This window comes from Providencia stuartii, from assembly GCF_029277985.1.
In the GTDB taxonomy this organism is placed as follows: Bacteria; Pseudomonadota; Gammaproteobacteria; order Enterobacterales; family Enterobacteriaceae; genus Providencia; species Providencia zhejiangensis.
In genome coordinates this window covers 1,683,867-1,706,907 of the sequence record NZ_CP119546.1, presented here as the reverse complement: position 1 = coordinate 1,706,907, position 23,041 = coordinate 1,683,867, and the positions used below count along the sequence as shown (strand labels likewise).

At 42.5% G+C, this 23,041-nt stretch carries 20 protein-coding genes; 2 read left to right on the top strand and 18 right to left on the bottom strand.

The window, feature by feature from the left end:
• Positions 1–219: 219 nt before the first annotated feature.
• The 8 genes from cysM to P2E05_RS07365 form a co-directional block, all read right to left on the bottom strand.
• A complete protein-coding gene (gene cysM, locus P2E05_RS07400; RefSeq protein WP_196713261.1) occupies positions 220–1,104 on the bottom strand; it encodes a cysteine synthase CysM in 885 nt (294 codons plus the stop codon).
• 309 nt (positions 1,105–1,413) lie between these two features.
• Entirely contained in the window at positions 1,414–2,502 is a 1,089-nt protein-coding gene (gene cysA, locus P2E05_RS07395) for a sulfate/thiosulfate ABC transporter ATP-binding protein CysA (RefSeq protein ID WP_154625135.1), read from the bottom strand.
• A complete protein-coding gene (gene cysW / locus P2E05_RS07390; RefSeq protein WP_163861031.1) occupies positions 2,499–3,365 on the bottom strand; it encodes a sulfate/thiosulfate ABC transporter permease CysW in 867 nt (288 codons plus the stop codon). The genes cysA and cysW overlap by 4 nt, the downstream gene beginning before the upstream one ends.
• On the bottom strand, positions 3,365–4,195 hold the full coding sequence (gene cysT / locus P2E05_RS07385; protein ID WP_154625137.1) for a sulfate/thiosulfate ABC transporter permease CysT: 831 nt from the start codon (positions 4,193–4,195) through the stop codon (positions 3,365–3,367). The genes cysW and cysT overlap by 1 nt, the downstream gene beginning before the upstream one ends.
• The gene (gene cysP / locus P2E05_RS07380) at positions 4,195–5,160 is read right to left on the bottom strand and encodes a thiosulfate ABC transporter substrate-binding protein CysP (protein WP_269204878.1); all 966 of its coding nucleotides are present in this window, start codon (positions 5,158–5,160) and stop codon (positions 4,195–4,197) included. Before cysP ends, cysT begins: the two co-directional genes overlap by 1 nt.
• 319 nt (positions 5,161–5,479) lie before the next feature.
• A complete protein-coding gene (locus P2E05_RS07375) occupies positions 5,480–6,376 on the bottom strand; it encodes a Dyp-type peroxidase (RefSeq protein WP_196713262.1) in 897 nt (298 codons plus the stop codon).
• 291 nt (positions 6,377–6,667) lie between these two features.
• Entirely contained in the window at positions 6,668–7,264 is a 597-nt protein-coding gene (locus P2E05_RS07370; protein WP_269723890.1) for an RpoE-regulated lipoprotein, read from the bottom strand.
• A gap of 95 nt (positions 7,265–7,359) precedes the next feature.
• Complete coding sequence (locus P2E05_RS07365) at positions 7,360–7,791, bottom strand: GNAT family acetyltransferase (protein ID WP_154625141.1); 432 nt, start codon at positions 7,789–7,791, stop codon at positions 7,360–7,362.
• A gap of 137 nt (positions 7,792–7,928) precedes the next feature.
• Here P2E05_RS07365 and hemF point away from each other — a divergent pair, with 137 nt between their 5' ends.
• Together hemF and P2E05_RS07355 are read left to right on the top strand one after the other, a co-directional pair.
• Positions 7,929–8,846 carry an oxygen-dependent coproporphyrinogen oxidase gene (gene hemF / locus P2E05_RS07360; RefSeq protein WP_163861029.1) on the top strand — a complete coding sequence of 306 codons (918 nt, stop codon included), beginning with the start codon at positions 7,929–7,931 and terminating at the stop codon, positions 8,844–8,846.
• A gap of 156 nt (positions 8,847–9,002) precedes the next feature.
• Positions 9,003–10,151 carry a M4 family metallopeptidase gene (locus P2E05_RS07355; protein WP_163861028.1) on the top strand — a complete coding sequence of 383 codons (1,149 nt, stop codon included), beginning with the start codon at positions 9,003–9,005 and terminating at the stop codon, positions 10,149–10,151.
• A 78-nt stretch (positions 10,152–10,229) separates the two neighbouring features.
• On the opposite strand, the gene rluF is transcribed toward P2E05_RS07355, so the two are convergent.
• The 10 genes from rluF to pbpC form a co-directional block, all read right to left on the bottom strand.
• Complete coding sequence (gene rluF / locus P2E05_RS07350) at positions 10,230–11,102, bottom strand: 23S rRNA pseudouridine(2604) synthase RluF (protein ID WP_154625144.1); 873 nt, start codon at positions 11,100–11,102, stop codon at positions 10,230–10,232.
• A gap of 148 nt (positions 11,103–11,250) precedes the next feature.
• Positions 11,251–12,723 (bottom strand): ribosome biogenesis GTPase Der, encoded by a 1,473-nt coding sequence (gene der / locus P2E05_RS07345; protein ID WP_154625145.1) that lies wholly within the window; start codon positions 12,721–12,723, stop codon positions 11,251–11,253.
• A 138-nt stretch (positions 12,724–12,861) separates the two neighbouring features.
• Positions 12,862–14,034: an outer membrane protein assembly factor BamB gene (bamB, locus tag P2E05_RS07340; RefSeq protein ID WP_154625146.1), complete on the bottom strand. Its 1,173-nt coding sequence runs from the start codon at positions 14,032–14,034 to the stop codon at positions 12,862–12,864.
• A 132-nt stretch (positions 14,035–14,166) separates the two neighbouring features.
• Positions 14,167–14,790 carry a YfgM family protein gene (locus P2E05_RS07335; protein WP_154625147.1) on the bottom strand — a complete coding sequence of 208 codons (624 nt, stop codon included), beginning with the start codon at positions 14,788–14,790 and terminating at the stop codon, positions 14,167–14,169.
• Positions 14,791–14,800: 10 nt separating this feature from the next.
• A complete protein-coding gene (gene hisS / locus P2E05_RS07330) occupies positions 14,801–16,093 on the bottom strand; it encodes a histidine--tRNA ligase (protein WP_163861027.1) in 1,293 nt (430 codons plus the stop codon).
• 214 nt (positions 16,094–16,307) lie between these two features.
• Positions 16,308–17,429, bottom strand: coding sequence for a flavodoxin-dependent (E)-4-hydroxy-3-methylbut-2-enyl-diphosphate synthase (gene ispG, locus P2E05_RS07325; protein WP_154625148.1), 1,122 nt, complete (start codon positions 17,427–17,429; stop codon positions 16,308–16,310).
• Positions 17,430–17,582: 153 nt separating this feature from the next.
• Positions 17,583–18,524 (bottom strand): cytoskeleton protein RodZ, encoded by a 942-nt coding sequence (rodZ, locus tag P2E05_RS07320; protein WP_154625149.1) that lies wholly within the window; start codon positions 18,522–18,524, stop codon positions 17,583–17,585.
• A 191-nt stretch (positions 18,525–18,715) separates the two neighbouring features.
• A complete protein-coding gene (locus P2E05_RS07315; protein WP_154625150.1) occupies positions 18,716–19,897 on the bottom strand; it encodes a bifunctional tRNA (adenosine(37)-C2)-methyltransferase TrmG/ribosomal RNA large subunit methyltransferase RlmN in 1,182 nt (393 codons plus the stop codon).
• A 149-nt stretch (positions 19,898–20,046) separates the two neighbouring features.
• Complete coding sequence (gene ndk, locus P2E05_RS07310) at positions 20,047–20,472, bottom strand: nucleoside-diphosphate kinase (protein WP_154625151.1); 426 nt, start codon at positions 20,470–20,472, stop codon at positions 20,047–20,049.
• Between the two features lie 244 nt (positions 20,473–20,716).
• Positions 20,717–23,038, bottom strand: a complete 2,322-nt coding sequence (gene pbpC, locus P2E05_RS07305) for a peptidoglycan glycosyltransferase PbpC (protein ID WP_272657541.1) — start codon at positions 23,036–23,038, stop codon at positions 20,717–20,719.
• Between the last annotated feature and the right edge of the window lie 3 nt (positions 23,039–23,041).

Below are 23,041 nucleotides of genomic sequence, written 5' to 3'. Positions count from 1 at the left end.
ATTCAATAAAACCACCAGATGGCATCAATGTCGCTGGTGGTTTTTTCTCGCTCTCAACGGCCTGTACGACTCAAAATAATGACACTCGCCCCTCGATACATCCACGCTAACAATGCTAACGATCGATAAATGACAGTATCATCACTTCTCACCGTTCACCGAGCTTAGCCATTGTTATTTTTACCTTACGGTGAAAAACAACGAATAACACTGACGCCATTAATCATCAAATACGCCAGTAGAAAGATAGCGATCGCCCCGATCACAGATAATGGCTACAATCACCGCGTTTGGATGTGTTTTGGCCACTTTCAGTGCACCAGCCACAGCGCCACCAGAGCTAACACCACAAAAAATACCTTCTTGCTTAGCCAGCGCTCGCATCGTCTCTTCGGCTTCTTGTTGGTTCACATCCAGTATGGTATCAACCAGTTCTTGATGAAAAATTCCGGGCAAATACTCAGGAGACCAACGGCGAATACCGGGGATTTGGCTCTTTTCGGCAGGTTGTAATCCGACTATCTGCACATTTTGTGATTGTGACTTCAAATAGCGACTCACTCCTGTAATTGTGCCCGTCGTTCCCATACTGGAAACAAAATGGGTCATACGGCCGTTAGTTTGCTGCCATATCTCTGGCCCTGTCGTTTTAAAATGTGCCAGTGGGTTATCTGGATTATTAAATTGGTCGAGCACCTTCCCTTCCCCACGCGCCTCCATTTCTTGAGCCAAGTCTCGGGCGCCTTCCATCCCCACCGCGGTACTCACTAAAATAAGTTCGGCACCATAAGCCTTCATCGAGGCTTGACGCTCTTTGCTCATATTTTCAGGCATCAATAATTTAAGGTGATAGCCTTTAACTGCCGCAATCATGGCTAGCGCGATCCCTGTATTACCACTTGTTGCTTCAATTAACGTGTCGCCAGGTTTTATTTCGCCACGCTTTTCAGCTTCAGTGATCATAGAGTAAGCCGCCCTATCTTTGACTGAGCCTGCTGGGTTATTACCTTCTAGCTTAACCCAGATTTCAGCATCCATCCCTTCTGTTAAACGCTGTAGTTTTACTAGCGGCGTATTACCTATAAATTGTTCAAGAGTTGCCACTGCTAATTCCTTATTCTCTTTATCTATTATCACTATCTTGTTGGTTATAGATAGTATCCTAACACCTAGGAATTAGCAGCATGAAAAAAATTCACTTATATATCAGTAATTAATAATAGTGATTAGACTTATTACTAATATCGATATATGAAAAGCTGCTCATGGCTTTGATTGACAAGAAGGCGTCATAAGATATCGAAAATGGGGCCATATGGCCCCGTAGAAAACAATACAGAAGGATAAATTACCCTATCGCGGAGATATTGAAGCGATATACTTGCACTATCTACCTTTCAGATTGGACGAGTATCAGGCGCTTTGCGCGAGTCGGGGAAATAGCAACTCATGATCCCCTTGGTAAATTCTCGCTTTCTGACTCCCAAGAAAGTAATGTTCCCCACGTATTGGGATCTGCTGCGATGATTGCCATACTACTGATAACTGCCCTGCTCCCCAACCTATCGGTTGTACCGTTAACTGCCAGAAATGCCCTCTAGGCCCTGACTCAACCACTCGAACAGGTAAACGATGCTGTTCATCCACCTCTTTCACGAGTGTGATATCCCAAGGGCGTAGAAAAATATCCACTTCCCCTTGATGGGCGCTTGCATGATGCAGAGGGAATTCATAACCATCAATCAACAGCTGGGAACCATTGATTTGACCATGAAGTTGATTAATTTCCCCCATAAACTCAAGCACAAAGCGCGTTTCTGGACGATGCCAAATATCATCAGGCGTCCCAACTTGTTCAATATGGCCTTCACTCATAACGACGACTCTATCCGCAACTTCCATGGCTTCTTCTTGGTCATGAGTAACAAATACACTTGTGAACTTTAATTCATCATGTAGCTGGCGCAACCAACGACGTAATTCAATACGTACTTGTGCATCCAACGCACCAAACGGTTCATCTAGCAGTAAAATTTGTGGTTCCACCGCTAAGGCGCGAGCCAAAGCCACGCGCTGTTTTTGCCCACCAGACAGTTGAGCAGGAAAACGAGAAGCTAAATGAGATAATTGCACCATCTCAAGTAATTGAGTCACTTTTTGTTTGATCGCTTGTGATGATAGACGCTGTTTTCTTGGCACGACCGTTAGCCCAAATGCCACGTTATCAAACACGGTCATATGGCGAAATAAAGCATAATGTTGAAACACAAAGCCAACGTGCCGATCTTTTGCATGGATCCGGCTAACGTCTTGTCCATGAAAACGCAACGCCCCATAGCTATGTTGCTCTAGACCAGCAATGATTCGTAATAGCGTTGTTTTACCTGACCCCGATGGCCCAAGCAGCGCAACCATTTCACCCGATGCGATATCCAATGAGATATCCTGTAGCACTTGTGTCCTACCAAATAATTTTCCAATTTTTTCGATTTGAATACTCATGGTAGATGAACTCCTGATTCGGATCGCTGCCGGCTCAAATGCCATTGCAATGCACTTTTAATAATTAAGGTGATAATTGCCATCACAGCGAGGATTGCAGCCGCAGTAAACGCACCGACGGTATTGTAGTCTTGATGCAATAATTCCACTTGTAATGGTAATGTGTAGGTTTCCCCTCGGATCGCACCGGAAACAACAGAAACCGCCCCAAATTCCCCTATCGCTCGCGCATTCGTTAGAACAACACCATACAGTAACGCCCAACGAATATTGGGTAATGTCACTCGCCAAAACATTTTCCAGCCAGATGCCCCCAACAACACAGCGGCTTCATCCTCTTGGCTACCTTGGCTCAGCATCAAAGGCACCAACTCCCTCACCACAAAAGGACAAGTCACAAAAATAGTCACTAGGGTCATGCCTGGCCACGAAAACATCAATTGGATGTCATAGCTTTCTAGCCAACCACCAAACCAACTGTTGGACCCATAAAACAATAGGTAGAGTAGACCAGCAACCACTGGTGATACGGCAAATGGGATATCCACCAATGTTAATAATAACTGCCTACCGGGAAACTGAAATCGTGTGACCAACCAAGCTAGCATCGTGCCAAAAATTAAATTGACTGGCACGGTTATCAACGCGATAAGTACTGTTAAACCAATTGCATGCAGCATATCGGCATCGTTTAAATTCATTAAAACCGCATCTAACCCTTTCGAAAAAGCGGTCATAAAGATCCAAATGATGGGCACGACCAGTAATAGAACTGAAAATAAGACACCAATAGCAATCAAGAACCATTTAGCCCAATTGATTGGTTGACGTGAACTCACCATAATTGGCGTGATTTGAGCCATTATTTGCCCCCCAACCTTTTACCAAAGCGGCTTTGTACTATGTTGACTGTGAATAACAGCACTAATGAAACCGCTAAAATCACTGAAGCAATCGCACTGGCGGCAGGATAATCAAACTGCTGTAACTGGCTGAAAATCATTAAAGATACGACTTCAGTTTGCCAAGCAATATTCCCCGCAATAAAAATAATCGCACCAAACTCTCCCAAACTACGGGTAAAAGATAATACGGTGCCAGCAATAAGCGCAGGAGAAACCTCCGGTAATACTACTCGACGAAAAGTTTGCCAGCGACTTGCACCTAATGTTTGCGCAGCTTCTTCATATTCAGGGCCAAGCTCTTCTAACACAGGCTGTACCGTTCTCACGACAAACGGAATACTGGTAAATGCCATGGCGACAGCAATACCAAGCCACGTATTGACGACTTTAATATCGAATTGATGCAAATACTGCCCATACCAACCCGAAGCAGCAAATAGCGTCGCTAATGTTAAACCCGCTACCGCTGTAGGTAACGCAAACGGTAAATCAACGAGGCCATCCAAAAAAGTCCGGCCGGGAAAACGATAACGAGTTAAAATCCACGCCAGTAACATACCAAAAACGGCATTAAACAAACTCGCGACTAATGCCGCAAGGAGGGTTACCTTATAAGCCGCCACAACTTGCGGATAACTGATCACATCCCAATACTGTTGCCATGTCATTTCCGATAGCTGAATGACTAAAGCACTCAAAGGTAGCAGTAATATCAAGCAGGTATAAAATAGGCTGCTACCTAGTGTGAGGCCAAATCCTGGCAAAAAACGTTTCCCTGACTGACGCATTAACGTCGCCCTTCTGCCATCAATTTATCGAATTCACCATTGGTGGCGAAATGCGTTTCCATCACAGCAGGCCAGCTTTTAAATTGTGATTCAACCGTGAATAAACGTGTTTCAGGGAATTTATCTTTATTTGCAGCCATCACGTCTTTATCGTTCACTCGATAATTAAAATTCGTGATAATCTGCTGTGCTTTTGGGCTATATAAGTAGTAAAGGTAAGCCTTGGCAACATCTTGCGTACCATTTTTCTCGACATTCTTATCAACCCAAGCCACAGGGAATTCAGCTAAAATATCCACCGGAGGAACAATAACCTCATAATCGGACTCACCATATTGCTGGCGAATATTATTCACTTCCGATTCAAAACTAATTAATACATCACCCAGTCCTCTTTCAATAAAGGAGGTGGTTGCACCGCGCCCGCCAGTATCAAATACCTCAACATTTTTCAAAAACTGTTTCATTTGCTCACGCGTTTTCTTTTCGTCACCTTTATTTTCTTGTGCATAGGCTCCCCATGCCGCTAAATAGGTATAACGACCGTTACCCGATGTTTTTGGGTTTGGGAAAATTAATTTAACGTCTTCGCGTGCCAAATCATCCCAGGTTTTAATCCCTTTCGGGTTGTCTTTACGGACTAAAAACGCCATCGTGGAATAATAAGGTGAACTATTATTTGGTAATCTTGATTGCCAATTTTCTGGGATCAAATTCCCTTTATCGTGCAAAATTTGCACATCTGTGACTTGGTTATAAGTCACAACATCGGCCTTCAAACCTTGCAATATGGCCAAAGCTTGCTTAGAGGATCCCGCGTGGGATTGCTTGATGGTCAACTTGTCATCTGGGTGTAGCTCATTCCACTGTTTTTCAAATTCAGGATTTAATGCAACGAACAATTCCCGTGCAATATCATAAGAGCTATTAAGTAGTTCAGCCGCCATCAGTGGCGCACTACCCATAAGTGAGAAGGTTGCGAAACCCGCTAAGACTGTTTTCTTTAAGATCGCTTTCTGCATTAGGCACCTACTTATGACTAAACCAAAACTACGCTGTTAAGCTACTTTAGCTGCTTTAGTTATAACTGTGTAGCTATCAATCGCCTTTTAATATATCAAATTGATATAATCAAGAAATTATGGCAATAAGCAATCAAATTATATTGATGATCAATAGGTTAGTCACATGAGCGCCCTTCATGGATAGGCGATAAGATGGGAATAAAAAATCAGGTGTTTATGAAAACATCAATTGCCGCCAACTGGCGGCAATACGGCGATGTTATAGCGATAATAACGTGTCGATTGAAGGAGCAAAATAGTAGCTTCCTGAAACGGCTTTCGTCATGCGCAATAAATCATCATACTTGCCATCTTTCTCACCAAACATGCTAAGAAGCTGTTGTTCAATATTATAGAGACGCGCACAGTAAGCAAGGAAGTATAATCCATGTTTTCCACTCGCTGTACCATACGGTAAACTATGACGCATGATAGACAGCTCTTCACCGTCCTCTTCAACCACTACACGAGAAACATGTGAAGTAACGTTACGTTCACTTTCATCAAGCTCCACACTATCACTCTTAGTACGGCCAATCATCTTTTCTTGTTCTTGCTCTGAGAAGCGATCCCACTTATGTAAACTATGCTCATAACGTTGAACAAGAATATAGCTGCCTCCCTTATCAATGCCATCTGCAATCAGTGCAACTTCAGCGATTTCTTCTCCCTGAGGGTTTTCGGTACCATCAATAAATCCGCTCAAATCACGTTCTTCGACCCAACGAAAACCATGGATCTCTTCTTCAACTTTAATCGCAGGACCAAATGCCTTCAGTGCAGCCTGTGCCAATGAAAAGTTAATATCGTGACGCTGAGATTGAATATGAATAAAAAGGTCACGTTGTGTTGCGGGTGCAAGACCTTTCCCTAATTGACGAAAAGGCTTTAATTCAGGTGCGCTTTCAGGTGCTGATAATTGCTTCCAAATATCAGAACCAAATGCAATAACCGCGCCTAACCTATCAGATGGGTACTGTTCTTGTAATTGTGTTAATGCGTCGACAAAACGCTGACATCCCGTTTTTATGTCAGCAAGAGGCCCTTGCACCATTGCTTCAATAAAAATACCGAAACGGCTATGATCTTTCAGAATACCGCTCTGAGAATGAGACATGCTAATCAACCTCTTTGAAATAATTTATTATTTGTGCGTGAGATATAGTATCTCATCAATGATGATTTTCACCTTGTTTTAACGCAAATATTCAGGCGCACAGGAAAATAATACAAAAAAGAATTTAAGGGGCTGATTAAGGCTAGGCATTAATAGTGAGCTGAGGGCTTAATAACGAAAGTTAAACTCCGTAACAACGTCATTGAACGCACTCACACCCTCAAAATTCTCACTATATTTAGATTGAGCGACATAGCAAATAGGGAATGAATCGAACCAGCAGCTGAGCGATTATTTCTTCCAAATAATTCGCGACACTGTCCAATTTTTTAATTCATCATCAGGCGGCATTAAACCTTCTGGTCCTTGCCATTTACCAGTGAAGCTATACACAATATGTGCCGTCTGTGGTGCGACGCATTCAACAGTAGGTTGGTCATCAATAGGCTCAGCGATTTTACAGGCACCAAAGGCTTTTTCATAAATATCACTAAACGGTGAACCAATTTTAATTCCCCACTCGGTGACAATATCAGGATCACTGACGCTAATGCGTGAAACATAGCCTTTTTCAGGGCCAAATACTTCAATTTTCACCTTATCATCATCTAAGCCTTGAAATACAGTGACAATCTCACCTTGTTCAGTTTGCATTCCACTACGGATGACATAACGATCATCCAGACGCTCTTTGGTGATGTCAGCTTGCATTGGGGTGAACCCCGTGATCCCTCCTACCCCAGCAGCTTTGGCCGTTATAGGGCTACTAAACCAGTTCATTGGCGAAAGTGAAGACCAAAACCCACCTGAGCCTGCGCACCCCGATAGAATAAATGTACCACTCAAAATAGCTATCTGAGAAAGCTTCACAATGACACTTTTGGGCATAACATCCTCAATTCATATTGGATTACTTGATGCATACTGTGACAACCTATTCCTAAAAACATTCCAACTCATCACCCAATAAATCATCAACAACATTAAAAATCGAGATCATTCGTCAGTGTTTTCGCATAAATGAGTCGAGCTGGCTGCTCTTCTTCGTATAGCATTTTTTCAAACATATAAATGGCGGCATCCGATTCTTCGCTAACCAGAAACTCAATCCTACCACATCCTCTCGCTCGTAATTTTTTTTCTAATCGGCTCACGAGCGCATTAGCAATACCGCGGCCACGATAATCTGGATGTACAGCAAGATAGCATGCTGTTCCTCTGATCCCGTCATAGCCCCCCATTACCGTGCCCACCACTTCGCCCGACACTTCAGCAACCAAAAAAAGGTCTGCGCCACATTGGAGTTTGCGTTCAATATCAAGTTCAGGGTCTCCCCCAAACTCATTTAAATCACATCGTTCCCACAATGTGATAACTTCTTCAAAATCGCTTTGCCGGAAGATACGTATTTCCATATTAGTGACCCGTTTTAACTGAGTTTTCTGTCATTATCACCGCTTTTCACACACAATCAATATTTCAATATGCCTTTTTTCATTCAAAAGGGTATACTTTAGTCACTTTTTTTTACCAACCGTTCTATTGGAAAACAATGAATTACCCTGATATTTTTCAAGTAAAAACATTTTTACTTGAACTACAAGAAACGATTTGTCAAAAAATCACTGAACTGGATGGTAAGGAAACCTTCCTTGAACAAACGTGGGAACGTGCTGAAGGTGGTGGTGGACGTAGCCGTGTATTGACTCAAGGAGCGCTATTTGAGCAGGCTGGCGTTAATTTCTCCCATATTCAAGGGAAACAACTCCCCGCTTCCGCTACGGCACATCGTCCTGAATTAGCAGGTCGCAGCTACCAAGCCATGGGCGTCTCTTTAGTCATTCACCCTCAAAACCCTTATATTCCAACGACTCATGCTAATGTACGCTTCTTTATTGCCGAAAAAGAGGGTCACGAGCCAGTGTGGTGGTTTGGTGGCGGTTTCGATTTAACCCCTTATTATGGTTTTGAAGAGGATGTGGTTCACTGGCATACCATCGCTCACGACCTCTGTGCGCCTTTTGGTTCAGAGACGTATCTTAAGTATAAAAATTGGTGTGATGAGTACTTCTTTTTGAAGCATCGTAATGAGCCTAGAGGCGTAGGCGGACTATTTTATGATGACCTCAACCAACCTGATTTCACGACTTGCTTTAACTTCACACAAGCTGTTGGCCATGGTTTTCTCGATGCTTATGTGCCTATCGTTGAGAAACGTCGTCATCACACTTGGGGGGAAAGAGAACGTCAATTCCAATTATATCGACGTGGTCGCTATGTTGAATTTAACCTTGTTTGGGATAGGGGCACATTATTTGGTTTACAAAGCGGTGGGCGCACTGAATCCATTTTAATGTCTATGCCTCCTTTGGTTCGCTGGGAATATGACTATCACCCTGAACCAAATACCCCCGAGGCAAAACTCTATAGTGATTTTTTAGTGACTAATAAAGACTGGTTGAACAAATAGTAACATTATTTACTCTTAATAAAAGTCGTCATAAGACTTGGCGGCTTTTGTGATAAAAAACAATAATAGTTAATAAATTTACTTATTAATCACATAGTTACATATACAACTCATTATCTTATGATTCCATTTTCACACACAAAATGGAGTCTGTTTATGAGTCATATTCTTGGTCGTTCCTATCTTCCTCCGTACCTTATTGCACATCTCTATCAGGAGTCGAAATGTAAAAAATTAAAATCTACGTTATTTCATATCAATGAACTAATGAGCACCGCCTATTCAACAGAAGATAAAGAGCATCTAAAACAGTTATTTGCTTGTTCAGCACGCCCTGGCACCAATTATGAACGTATTATCAGAGATGCACAGGAAAGAGAGTTTTTACCCAATCATGTCCATTCAAATCTACCTATTTGTTCACGTTCCGACCTCTCATTAGATGAAAGCTATCCAAGTCCCTATGAACTTCATATGCCTCATGAAGATTATCAGATCGTTATGAAGGAAGGCGACCCTATAAAGCCATCAACAGCAGAACAAACTGTGTATGATTCCATTGGCCATGTGAGATCATTTTTTAAAGAAAAACTGAATATTAATAAAATTTTTGGCTGCGATTCACAAATTAATGCCGTCATTCATTTTGATAAAAATTACCCTAATGCATTCTGGAACTCACAGGCCATCTATTTCGGTGACGGCGATAATCTCTATTTTGGTCCGTTTTACAATGATATTGATATTATTGCTCATGAGTTAACCCATGGCTTTATTACCTTCACGACAGACTTTGACTATGTCTTCCAGTCAGGGGCATTAAATGAATCTGTCGCCGATGTAGTCGGGATCATGGTCAAGCAATATGCAGCCAATGAAACCGCGACTCAATCTAACTGGCTACTGGGTGAAAACTTGTTCATTGATAAACAAAAAGCACCTGCCTTACGCTCTATGTCAGCACCAGGCACTGCATATCGCCTATCCGAAAATAATCGAGATCCACAAGTTGGGCATATGCGAAACTATCGAAATTTATCGATTTTCCAAGATAATGGCGGCGTTCATATTAACTCAGGCATACCTAATAAAGCCTTTTACCTATTAGCGACCATGTTAGGGGGTTATTCATGGGAGCGAGCGGGACAAATTTGGATCCGTACGATGTTTGATAAAACACTCACGACCAGAACAACATTTAATGAGTTTGCCCAAGCGACGCTAAGAACAGCAACACAACTCTTTGATCATAAGGTGGTGGATATTACACGTAAAAGCTGGGAAGGCGTTGGGATCTACATTTAAGAATATCAATGCAACAACGGTCAAACACTGACAAAGTTTGTCAGCCATATAATACGGCTGACTTTATGAGATAAAAATTTAACGTTTTTTCTTCTTACGACCCGGTTGAGTAAAACGTTTACGAGATGCAGTATCTGTCGTTGCCTTTGGTTTGTTACCTGCACTCGGTTTACTTACCCGTTTTGTCGCCACTGATTTCGCTTTAGCCGGTTTCTTAGCCTGAGCCATTGAGTCTGATTTTTCAATCATATCAAATAACTTAATCAACTCATCATCCGTTAAATCACGCCATTCACCTAATGGGATACCTGAAAGATTCACATTCATAATCCGTACGCGTTCAAGCTTTGTGACCTCAAAACCGAAATATTCACACATACGACGGATTTGGCGGTTTAATCCTTGAATCAGCGTAATTCGAAAGACAAAAGGAGCTTCTTTCTTTACTTTACACTTTTTCGTCATAGTACCTAAAATCGGTACCCCCGCGCCCATACCACGAATAAAATCATCGGTAATGGGTTTATTAACGGTCACAATATATTCTTTCTCGTGCTCGTTGCCCGCACGCAAAATTTTATTCACTAAGTCACCGTGGTTAGTGAGAAAAATCAGCCCTTGGGAATCTTTGTCGAGCCGACCTATCGGGAAAATACGTTTACTGTGATTCACATAATCAACAATATTGTCTCTTTCACCGCTTTCAGTAGTACTCACGATGCCCACTGGTTTATTCAGCGCAATTAACACTAAATCTTCTTCATTTCTAGGCTCAATCAGTTGTCCGTTCACTTTGACAACATCACCACTAAAAACTTGATCACCAATGGTCGCTCTCTTGCCATTGATAAACACATTTCCTTGTTCGATGTAACGATCCGCATCACGCCTTGAACAAATACCACTCTCACTGATGTACTTATTTAGACGTGTAGAAGATTTAGTTTGCATGGTTACCCTCTGTAATCTGCATAATTGGGAGCTGGAATAGATACACGTTAGCTCACCACAACGAATAACAAATAGTTATTAAAAAGCCGTAACAGAGTAAATTGTCACGGCTTTCTCGAAGTATCACAAATATGTGCGACTTCTAGGATTAACGTTTTTTCAGATGTTGCATTAAACGTTTACGCTTACGCAATTGTGTTGCTGTTAACTGGTTCTTTTTATTCGCATAAGGGTTTTCCCCTTCTTTGAATTGAATACGAATCGGTGTCCCCATGACCTGTAATGAACGACGAAAATAATTCATTAGGTAACGTTTATAGCTATCAGGTAAATCAGAGACTTGGTTACCATGAATGACCACAATAGGAGGATTATGCCCCCCCGCATGCGCGTATTTCATTTTCACACGACGACCACGAATAAGAGGCGGTTGATGCTCATCTTCTGCCATTTTCATTATCCGCGTCAGCAGTGCAGTACCTACACGACGTGTTGCTGATTCATAAGCTTCTTGCACAGATTCAAATAAATTACCCACACCACTACCATGTAACGCGGAGATAAAGTGGATGCGCGCAAAATCGACAAAGCCGAGACGCAGCTCTAACATGTCTTTCACATGTTCGCGGTCTTCAGGCTTCATGCCATCCCATTTATTGACCGCAATCACCAATGAACGGCCTGCATTAAGAATAAAGCCTAATAATGATAGATCTTGGTCAGAAATACCTTCACGAGCATCAATGACGAGTAAGACGACGTTAGCATCTTCAATGGCTTGTAATGTTTTGATAACTGAGAATTTTTCAACCGTTTCAGTGACTTTACCACGCTTACGTACGCCCGCCGTATCAATCAGGACATATTCGCGCCCATCACGTTCCATTGGGATATAGATACTATCACGCGTTGTGCCTGGCATATCGAATACGACAACCCGCTCTTCACCTAAAATACGATTAGTGAGTGTTGATTTGCCAACATTTGGTCGACCAACAATGGCTAATTTAATCGGTAATGTGGTTGGGTCAAAATCATCTTCATCTTCGTCAAATTCAGCTTCCGCTTCTTGTGCAGCCCAGTAAGCGGCATTTTCTTCTTCCTCGGTTAGCTCAATTTCTTCTTCTATCTCAATAAAAGGCTTTAATGATTTTTCAATGAGTTGGGTTACACCACGCCCATGTGACGCCGCAATAGAATGTATTTCACCTAGGCCGAGCGAATAAAAATCACCAATGGCACTATCAGCATCGATACCATCGGTCTTATTCGCCACCAGATAGGTTTTTTTCTTTCGACTACGTAAGTGCTTAGCAATACCTTCATCTGCTGGCATAAGTCCTGCGCGTGCATCGACCATAAAGAGAACCACATCGGCTTCTTCAATCGCTTGCAGTGACTGTGCAGCCATGTGTGTTTCGACGCCTTCTTCAGTACCATCGATACCACCAGTGTCGATAATAATAAATTCATGCCCTTCAACTTCAGCACGACCATATTTGCGATCACGAGTCAGCCCAGGAAAATCCGCTACCAGTGCATCACGGGTACGGGTTAATCGATTAAATAACGTGGATTTTCCTACGTTTGGACGCCCAACCAGCGCTACGACGGGTATCATTATTTGATGCCTCACTACTTTAATTAACTAAAAGAATTCGGTGTTTTCAGTGAAACTGACCTAGAAAACAAAAAACGAAACAGCTCCCAATATTAGGAGCTGTTGATTTTATCGAGAAATTTGCTGCTTGTCAGAAAATTAACGCGTTAACAGATAAACTGTCCCGTTTCTTGCCTGAACCATGAGCTTATCACCAGCAACAACTGGGCGACTATGAATACCTGAGCTATTGATTTTATTTTGCGCCACAAAACCGCCAGTGCTCATATCTAACCAATGCAAGTAACCTTCTTTATCACCCACAACAATATACCCATTGTACATTTCTGGGGCACTTAAGCCACGATTAAGCAAACCCTCTTGGGTCCATAAGGTCACACCATCACTCTTACGTACTGATAATACACGGTCATTTTGATCGACAAGGTATAAATTCTCACCAGATAAGACCATGTTATTGACGGAGCCTAAATCGCGTTTCCATTTTATTTGCCCAGAACGCATATCAAGTGCTGCTAATGTACCGTTATACGCAATCGCATAAATAGTACCATCATCAATAATTGGCGTCATATCCACATCGTCTAAACGACCAATCTCTGTTGAACTTGTCACCTGGGAAATACGTTGCTGCCAAATGAGTTGGCCTTGAGACAATAATACCGCACTAACCCGGCCATTATCTCCACCCACAATGGCCGCACCGTAAGCGACGCTCGGAGCTGATTCCCCTCTTAGTGACAAGGATGGTGTATCCATATTCACTGTCCACTTGATTTCACCATTATTTTCATCAAGTGCTTGGAGCATACCGTTACTAGTATGAACCATGACGAGGCCATTACTTGCGACTGGACGAGAAAGCGCTTCCCCCGCAACTTCCACATCCCAAACGACTGAACCATCTTCTTTATTTAATGCGATGACGGTTCCACGCTCGGTTCCAATATAAATATGGTCACCAGAAACCGTTAACCCACCCGATAACAGTGCGGATAAGTTAGCAGAAAGAAAACCTGTACGCTTAGAAAGGTCGACTGACCAGATTTCTTTACCGCTATCAAGCTCAAACGCCTTAACTAGCCCTTTGCGATCAGCGGCATAAATTGCACTGCCATCCCAAACAGGTGACAGATCAGAATAAAACTGTTCAACACCATTTCCGACTGATTTATCCCAAACTATCGAAGGTGTAAATTGGTTTTCAACCTGAGGAAGTGGCGCCATAACGATAGAATCAGTTTCGCTGGAACAACCTGCAAGTAAAGCTGAAGCGACTAGGCCAATCAAAAGTGTTTTCCGCAACTGCATAATAATCGTTTCCTTTCTTCTTATAAATTATACTCACCATATTCCAAGTCACATCATTATCGGCATTCAGTCATCCGAACAAATTTCTTGCTCGGATGCTTGCACTTGTTGCCTAGATGCGACGCAAATTACTTAGAGTACAGATACGTTGTTCAGTTTAAGGGTAAGAAGGCTTCTAATTGCTTGTGAGCCATCACTTTCCAGCCCTTGAGTATATGCAGCTTTTGCGCCTGCATTGTCGCCCTTATGGAGTAAAGCGTCTCCACGAATATCTTGTGCTGCTGCTTGCCATGATTTAGCTTTAATATTACCCACTGACGCTATCGCGGCATCAGCTTTACCTTGTGCTAGCTGTACTCGCGCTAAACGAAAGTTGATGAGGTCCAGCATATCATCGGTTTTTGCTTTGGTTAAAGCATCTGATAATGATTTTTCTGCTAACGCTAAATCACCTTTATCAACAGCAACTTGAGCAAGTTCTAACCCAATCATCGCACTGTATACATCATTTGTTTCAGCAGCGAATTTTTGTGCAGCTTCAATACCTTGAGCTGAACCTGAATGCAGTTGTGTACTGACATTTTCAAATTTTTGAGCGCTTTCTTGTAACACATTGCTCTTGTGAGACTGCCAATAATTCCATCCTAGAACAGCCCCAATACCGACAACAAGTCCAATGATTAACGCCACGCCATTATTAGCAAAAAAGCGTTTGATAGCATCAACTTGTTCGTTTTCAGTTGTGTAAACTTCCATTAGTTTCTCCTTAACCTAACAGTTCAGCTAAACGCTGTGCTAATTGCTGCTGCGATACAGTTTCTTGCTCACCAGTCAGTAAGTGTTTCACACTAACTTGCTGATTAGCAATTTCATCTTCACCTAAAATCAGCGCAATTCTTGCACCCTGCTTATCTGCACGTGCTAATTGTTTCTTAAAGTTGCCGCCACCGTGATTGGTCATCACACGTATGTTTGGCAACGCATCACGTACTTGTTCAGCTAATAACAATGCTGCTTGTTGGCTATTATCGCCAAATGAAGCTAAATACACGTCAGTGACAGAATCATCAGCAGTGAAGTTAGGGTTCAAATCTTTAACCAAGAGCACCATACGCTCCATGCCCATCGCAAAACCAACTGCTGGTGTTGGCTTACCACCGAGTTGACCAACTAGGCCATCATAGCGGCCACCTGCACACACCGTACCTTGTGAGCCAAGAGCGGTTGTCACCCATTCAAACACAGTACGGTTATAGTAATCCAGACCACGCACTAAACGTTGATTCACTCGGTATTGAATACCAGCCGCATCTAACAATTTGCACAGGCCATCAAAGTGCTCACGAGATTCATCATCTAAATAATCAAACAGCTCAGGTGCATCATTTAATAATGCCTGTACTTCTTGATTTTTTGAGTCAAGTACGCGCAATGGATTGGTGTACATACGGCGTTGACAATCTTCATCGAGCTTTTCTTTATGCTGCTCAAGGAAAGCCACTAATGCTTCACGGTAATTTGCACGAGCTTCTAAAGAACCGATTGAGTTTAACTCTAACGTCACATATTCACTGATACCTAATGCACGCCACCAGCGTGCTGTCATCATGATCAGCTCAGCATCAATATCTGGCCCCGCAAGACCAAACACTTCGGCACCTAGTTGGTGAAATTGGCGATAACGACCTTTTTGCGGACGTTCATGACGAAACATTGGCCCTAGATACCATAAGCGCTGTTCCTGATTGTACAGCAAACCATGCTCAATACCTGCACGGACGCAGCCAGCAGTATTTTCAGGGCGTAAAGTGAGGCTAACCTCAGTTTTGTCTGTGTCATGACGGTCGATAAAGGTGTACATCTCTTTTTCAACCACATCCGTCACTTCACCAATCGCTCTACTAAATAGCGGGGTGTGCTCTACAATCGGGGTACGAATTTCACTAAAACTATAACCCTGTAAAATATTTTTGAGAACTGCTTCAATTTTCTGCCAGACTCGAGTGTCTGCCGGCAGGTAGTCATTCATGCCACGAACGGCCTGGATATTTTTTGCCACGTTATGTCTCTATTTTTCGGAATCGAATAGCCTCGATTATAAAAGCGAAATGTCATTAGGTTCAATCAACAAACCATAATATTCCTCTTCAATCGGGAATATTCTGCTCTTTTTAGGGTTGCCCCTGTCCTTTTTACTCAAAATAGTGCCGTTGAGTGCTCGCCAAAATACCATAAAAACAAAAACTGGCCCATTAGAGCCAGTTATTTGACAATCATTTTTCTATTTGGTTTATCTGTATGCGGTTATTTTCATCAAGCATGGCTGCTTTTGCTCGAATTTTCGCCTCTAGCTGATCAATAATATTGTCATTATCAAAACGCTCTTTTTGACGAACACCATCTTCATAGAAGCCACTTTTGGTTTTCGCACCAGCCACCCCTAAGGTGGAAACCTCAGCTTCACCGGGACCATTGACGACACAACCAATAATGGATACATCCATTGGGGTGATGATATCTTCAAGACGTTGCTCTAGGGCATTGACTGTGCCAATCACATCAAATTCTTGACGAGAACACGTTGGACAAGCAATAAAGTTGATGCCACGAGAACGAATCCGTAATGATTTTAGAATATCGAAACCAACTTTAACTTCTTCAATTGGATCCGCCGCTAACGAAATACGCAATGTATCGCCAATACCTTCAGCCAACAACATGCCAAGGCCAATTGCTGATTTAACAGAACCAGAGCGTGCCCCACCAGCTTCGGTAATACCTAAGTGCAGTGGTTGGTCAATTTTTTGTGCTAATAAACGGTAAGAGCCAACGGCAAGAAAAACATCCGATGCTTTAACACTGACCTTGAACTGATCGAAATTCAATCTATCCAAGATATCGACATGTCGCATCGCTGATTCAACTAGCGCTTCAGGTGTTGGCTCACCGTATTTTTCTTGAATATCTTTTTCCAGTGACCCGCCATTGACCCCAATACGGATAGGAATGTTGTGATAGCGAGCGCTATCCACAACTTGGCGAATACGCTCTTCACTACCGATATTACCTGGGTTAATTCGTAGGCAGTCAACACCATATTCCGCGACTTTCATCGCGATACGATAGTCAAAGTGAATATCAGCAACCAATGGCACATTCACACGCTGCTTAATGAGTTTAAAGGCTTCTGCTGCATCCATCGTAGGTACAGATACCCGTACGATATCCACGCCTACACGCTCTAATGATTGGATTTGCCGCACTGTTGCTTCAACATCCGTCGTGCGCGTATTGGTCATAGATTGGACAGCGATAGGTGCCCCATCGCCAATAGGCACATTACCTACATAAATTCGGGTGGATTTACGTCTTTTTATCGGTGATTCATTATGCATTTTAATTTTACTCTCTGGACATCCATGTGCTCTTAAACACTGTTGTGTAGTGGATAATCATTGCTGCGATGACCACTATACACAAAAACGCAAACTGCAAACTATCACAATTCTAGTTTTAGGATACAGTTTGCGTCTTCTTAATTTGTGACTTTATGCTTCTGGTATTTTTAACTTAGCAGAACGATTCGCTTTAATAAAACGGCTTAAGTCAACCGCATTGCCATTGAATTTGATATCAACGTTTGCGGGAGCACCAATATTTAAGCGGTAAGGCAATTTGCCTTGTAAATCCAAGGTATCACCATTGTTCTTGATACCACTATATAAGACTTTATTATTCGCATCGCGAACCTCCAACCAACATGAGCCTTTAAAACTCATCGCGAGTGCATCTTGAACGACAGGTGCCGTTGCAGGTTCTTCAATTGATTGGGTACGATCAATGTTCACTGTTGCACTTGGTGAATTTGGCAGTGGCACAGTTTTAACCGGTTGTGATTCGGTTGTTTGATTATCGTTTGGCTGAATTGAGGTGAGATCGACCGCAGAATTCGTTGGCGTCTCTGTTGCAGGAGGCGTTTCCGTGGCATTACTCGTCACTTCCACTTGATTTTCACTGCTATTTTGTTGGGATAATAGCAAATCATTTTGATTAGCCATTGTGACAAATTCACTTTGTTGTTTTTGGTGATCTTGCCACCACCAAACGCCGACCATTGCAATTAATACAATGACAATTAACCAAGTTAGCTTCATCAACCAACCTTCACGCTTCTTACGTTTTTTACCTAATGAGTAACTTTGCATAGATGAAACCGTTGATGTTGCAATCGGCTCATCATTTCTAAGTAGCGCATTTAATTCACTTTCTGGCACATTCACCATACGTGCGTATAAACGCATATAACCACGTAAAAAGGTGGGTTCGACACCAGCAGGTTTTACATCTTCATCGATTTCTCTTACCGTACTAACTTTAAGACACAGACGCTCCGCGACCGATTCTTGCGTTAATCCCATTCGCTCACGCGCTTGAGAGAGTAGTTTTCCTACTGTAATTGGAGTTTGTTCGGTATTGTTATCGATAGTCATTTGCTAGCAACACTGTGTTCGAGTGAATGAAATATAAAGCTATTTTCCTTAGCTTTACTCGTAATAATCCTAACGTGACAATTTTATTAATATCATCACCTACAAATCATTGTAGGTGATGAGGGTCATTTTGCCTATCCATAAATGACCTAAATGATAATTAGACCAAATATTTAGATATTATCTATAACTCAGACTGCTTTGACCTTGATAGGTTCCCCAGCCATGCGCTTTTTCAATGTCCGTTTAGTACGGTCAATGACCTCTCCCGCCAGCTGACCACAAGCGGCATCAATATCGTCACCACGAGTTTTACGCACTATCGTCGTAAAGCCATATTCCATCAACACTTTTGAAAAACGATCGATACGGCTGTTCGAACTACGACCATAAGGTGCGCCTGGGAACGGATTCCAAGGGATCAAGTTAATTTTACTTGGCGTATCTTTTAAACATTCCGCTAATTGATGCGCTTGTTCAATACTGTCATTGACATGATCCAGCATCACATATTCCACCGTGACACGACCACCATTCGCATTTGATTTAGACAAATAACGTCTTACGCTGCTAAGGAAGGTTTCAATATTGTACTTTTTATTAATCGGTACAATGTCATCACGGATATCATCCGTCGGAGCATGTAATGAAATCGCTAACGCCACATCAATCATATCACCTAACTTATCGAGTGCTGGTACAACCCCAGAAGTCGATAAGGTGACACGCCGCTTCGATAAACCAAAGCCGAAATCATCCATCATGATTTCCATCGCTGGGACGACGTTATTCAGATTTAATAACGGTTCCCCCATTCCCATCATGACGACGTTAGTAATAGGACGGCGTCCGCTGGATTTTAATGAACCGATTATTTTTGCCGCACGCCAAACTTGCCCGATAATTTCAGAAACACGTAAGTTACGGTTAAATCCTTGCTGCGCTGTAGAACAGAATTTACATTCTAACGCACAACCCACTTGTGAAGAGACACATAATGTTGCGCGGTCATCTTCTGGAATATAAACCGTTTCAACTTGCTGGTCACCTACTGTTATCGCCCATTTTATCGTACCATCAGCTGAACGCTGTTCTTCAGCGACTTCAGGAGCACGAATTTCAGCGACTTCCTTGAGTTTCGCTCTCAATGCTTTGTTTATATCTGTCATTTGATCGAAATCGTCATAACAGTAGTGATATATCCATTTCATGACTTGATCGGCACGGAATGGTTTTTCACCCATTTGCGCAAAAAAATCACGCATTTGTTTACGATTCAAATCGAGGAGATTAATTTTTTGTGTGTTTTTTTCTGGTGTGACAGAAATAGCGGAGGAAGTTGCACATTGTGCACTTGTTGTCATATCGGACATGTTTAAGTTGCCTCGTTGTTACACTTTCGGCGAGTGCTATGTGAATAGCACAACGTTCATAATAAAATAAGCCCTGTTAACAATTATATTAACAGGGCGTCGCATTGTACAAACTTTATTAGAATAATGCTAATGCATTAGTTTGTTAATTAGCGAGGGCAGATTTCATCTTCAGTAAAGAAATACGCGATTTCACGATTTGCCGACTCAACAGAGTCAGAACCATGAACTGCGTTTTCAGTGAAGCTATCCGCATAGTCAGCACGTAACGTTCCTGCTAATGCGTTATCTGGGTTAGTTGCACCCATCAGGTCACGGTGACGCTGAACCGCATTTTCACCTTCCAGAACTTGCAGCATAATTGGACCTGAAGTCATGAATTCAACCAGACCTTCAAAGAAAGGACGACCTTTGTGCTCTGCGTAGAAACCTTCAGCTTGCTCACGAGTCAAATGCAGCATTTTGGCGGCAACGATTGAAAAACCAGCGCTTTCAAAACGATGATAGATTGCACCAATAGCATTTTTCTTTACTGCGTTTGGTTTAATAATAGAAAATGTACGTTGAACCGTCATAAATAACCTCTTAGCGATATCGTGACTTTTACCCAGCGTTCTTAACTTTTTCAAGTAATTCAAAAACGAAAAGTATGTGTCAGTTGTTGTTTTTTATAGTGTTAATCTTCTGCTACCCAGTAACAGAAACAAGGCGTTGATTATAGGGGCTACGATTACAATTTCCTACAGTTACATCAACATTTTGTTAAACTTTTTATAGCAAAAAAGACTATTTTTTTGACTAAGTCACACTTTTTATTCGTTACTTCACTTTAAAACTGACTGAGGTCACTTGTCCCCCCATGTCTAAAACAGAAATTTGGTAGTTTCCTGATTTATCAAAAGTCAGTAAAACGCTGCCATTGTGTCCTGTTTCTTTTATTTGCTCGCCATTTAAAAACCACCATTGTTGTCCTTGCCCACCTTGCGTCACTAAGCGTACATCTAAACTACTTTTACCTGGTAACCGCTGTAGAATTTCACCTTCACGCACGCCCGAAATCAACAGTGGCGGCATTTCACTCCTCATTGGTGGACATTGGGGATCAATACGAGGTAACCGGTTAGCACGTTTCTCACCCGACGGTAGCCATGACTCTAATGTAATCGGCCACAAATAGATCTCTTTTTCTATTGCGTTAGGGCAATCTGGCGCAACCTGTAAACCTTGAGTATTGACCCATATTTTCTGGCGTAGCCCTAATAATGACTCCTGTCCTTTCGCAATGAGTGTTGGTGGGATCGTCTTGTCCAAAATCCAACTTAAGCGACGTTGCCGGCAATTGCTATCCTCTTTTGGCAACGCGGTGCCACTCGGCCAACAAATCACCGCTTGGCTAACGCTTGCGGGCTTAGTATCCTTCGGTATCGATTGGGTTGATTGATATAAACGAGCTAACAATAAATTATTCACCTGATTCATTATCGGAATAGCCGTTGCGTAGCCAAATTGCCCTGCAACAGGTGTACCATCTGGCCGCCCAACCCATACACCAATGGTATAACGCGGATTGACCCCTATCGCCCATGCATCACGATAGCCATAACTGGTGCCGGTTTTCCATGCTAAATTCACTTGTGCGCTTAAACTACTGTCTGGCACAGGGCGCGCCTCTCCCCCCATAATACGTCGCACAATCCACGCAGCTCCCGGTGAGATAAGCTGGCGATCGCGTATCACTTCACTGGGTCGATAGCGCAGTGGTGAAACTTTTCCTTGGCGAGCAAAAGCGCTGTAAGCTGCTACTAGCTCATCCATACGTGCAGCCGTTCCACCTAAAATGAGTGATAAATTGGGTTCACTTGCTAAAGGAAAACGTAATTCTGTCCCAACATTACGTAACTTGGCCGTAAAACGTTTACTCCCATAAGCATCAAGTACTTGCACTACCGGCAAATTCAGTGAACGCACTAATGCATCACTGACGCTCACAGGACCATTAAAACCACTGTCAAAATTACCTGGTCGATAATCATCAAAACGACGTGGTACATCTTGTAACAGTGATTCGGCATGGATCAATCCATCATCCATTGCGAGTGCATATAAAAAGGGTTTAAGTGTCGACCCCGGCGAACGCCAAGCCGTGATCATATCAACATGACCAAAACGGCTATTATCTGTAAAATCAATTGACCCAAGATAAGCTTTCACACTCATATCAGTATGATCAACAACCAATAATCCTAATGAAGTTTGCTTAGGCAGCTGGTTTTTCCAATTAATCGCCATATCCTCTAACTGACGCTGTAACCCTGCATCAATTGTGGTTTCAATAATTGAATCTTGAACATCTTTGACGACGCGACGCGCTAATAAAGGCGCTAAATGAGGATTTTTACGCGGAGCTAACCAGATTTGTTCCTGTTTAATATCAGCAACTTTATCTGCCGACCAAACCTGATATTCAGCGAGCCTATCAAGGACTTTATCGCGTGCAGCTTGCGCTCTTTGGGGATAACGGTCAGGTCTCAGTCTGCTTGGCGCTTGTGGCAATACCGCAAAGAGTGCCGCCTCACCTGACGTCAGTTTATCTGGCGATTTATTTAAATACACCCAACTTGCAGCACCAATTCCTTCAATAGTTCCCCCGTAAGGGGCTCGATTCAGGTACATTTCCAAGATTTCATCTTTTGAATAATGGTATTCAAGCTGTGCGGTACGCCAGAGTTGTTTGAGTTTACCTGTTATTGTTCGGTCATGAGGGTCAATTAACCGAGCAACCTGCATAGAAATCGTACTTCCCCCTGATACGATACGCCCTGAACTCACATCCTGCCACAATGCCCTCAGCAACGAAAAAGGGTTAATGCCCGGATGTTGATAAAAATGGCGATCTTCATAGGTGAGGAGTGCTTCAATAAATTCAGGTGATACTTCATCTAATTTTACGGGATAGCGCCAAATGCCTTCTCTGTCAGCAAAACGCCAAAGTGGTGTGCTATCTTCGGCCACTACGGTACGTGCCATTTCAATTTGCTTGATGGGTAATGGCCATAACCTATCAAGCAATAAAAATAGCAGAGGCAAAAAAATCACCAAGACGATCAATGTCATCCCAGTGCGTCGTAACCCTTTTTTCATAAA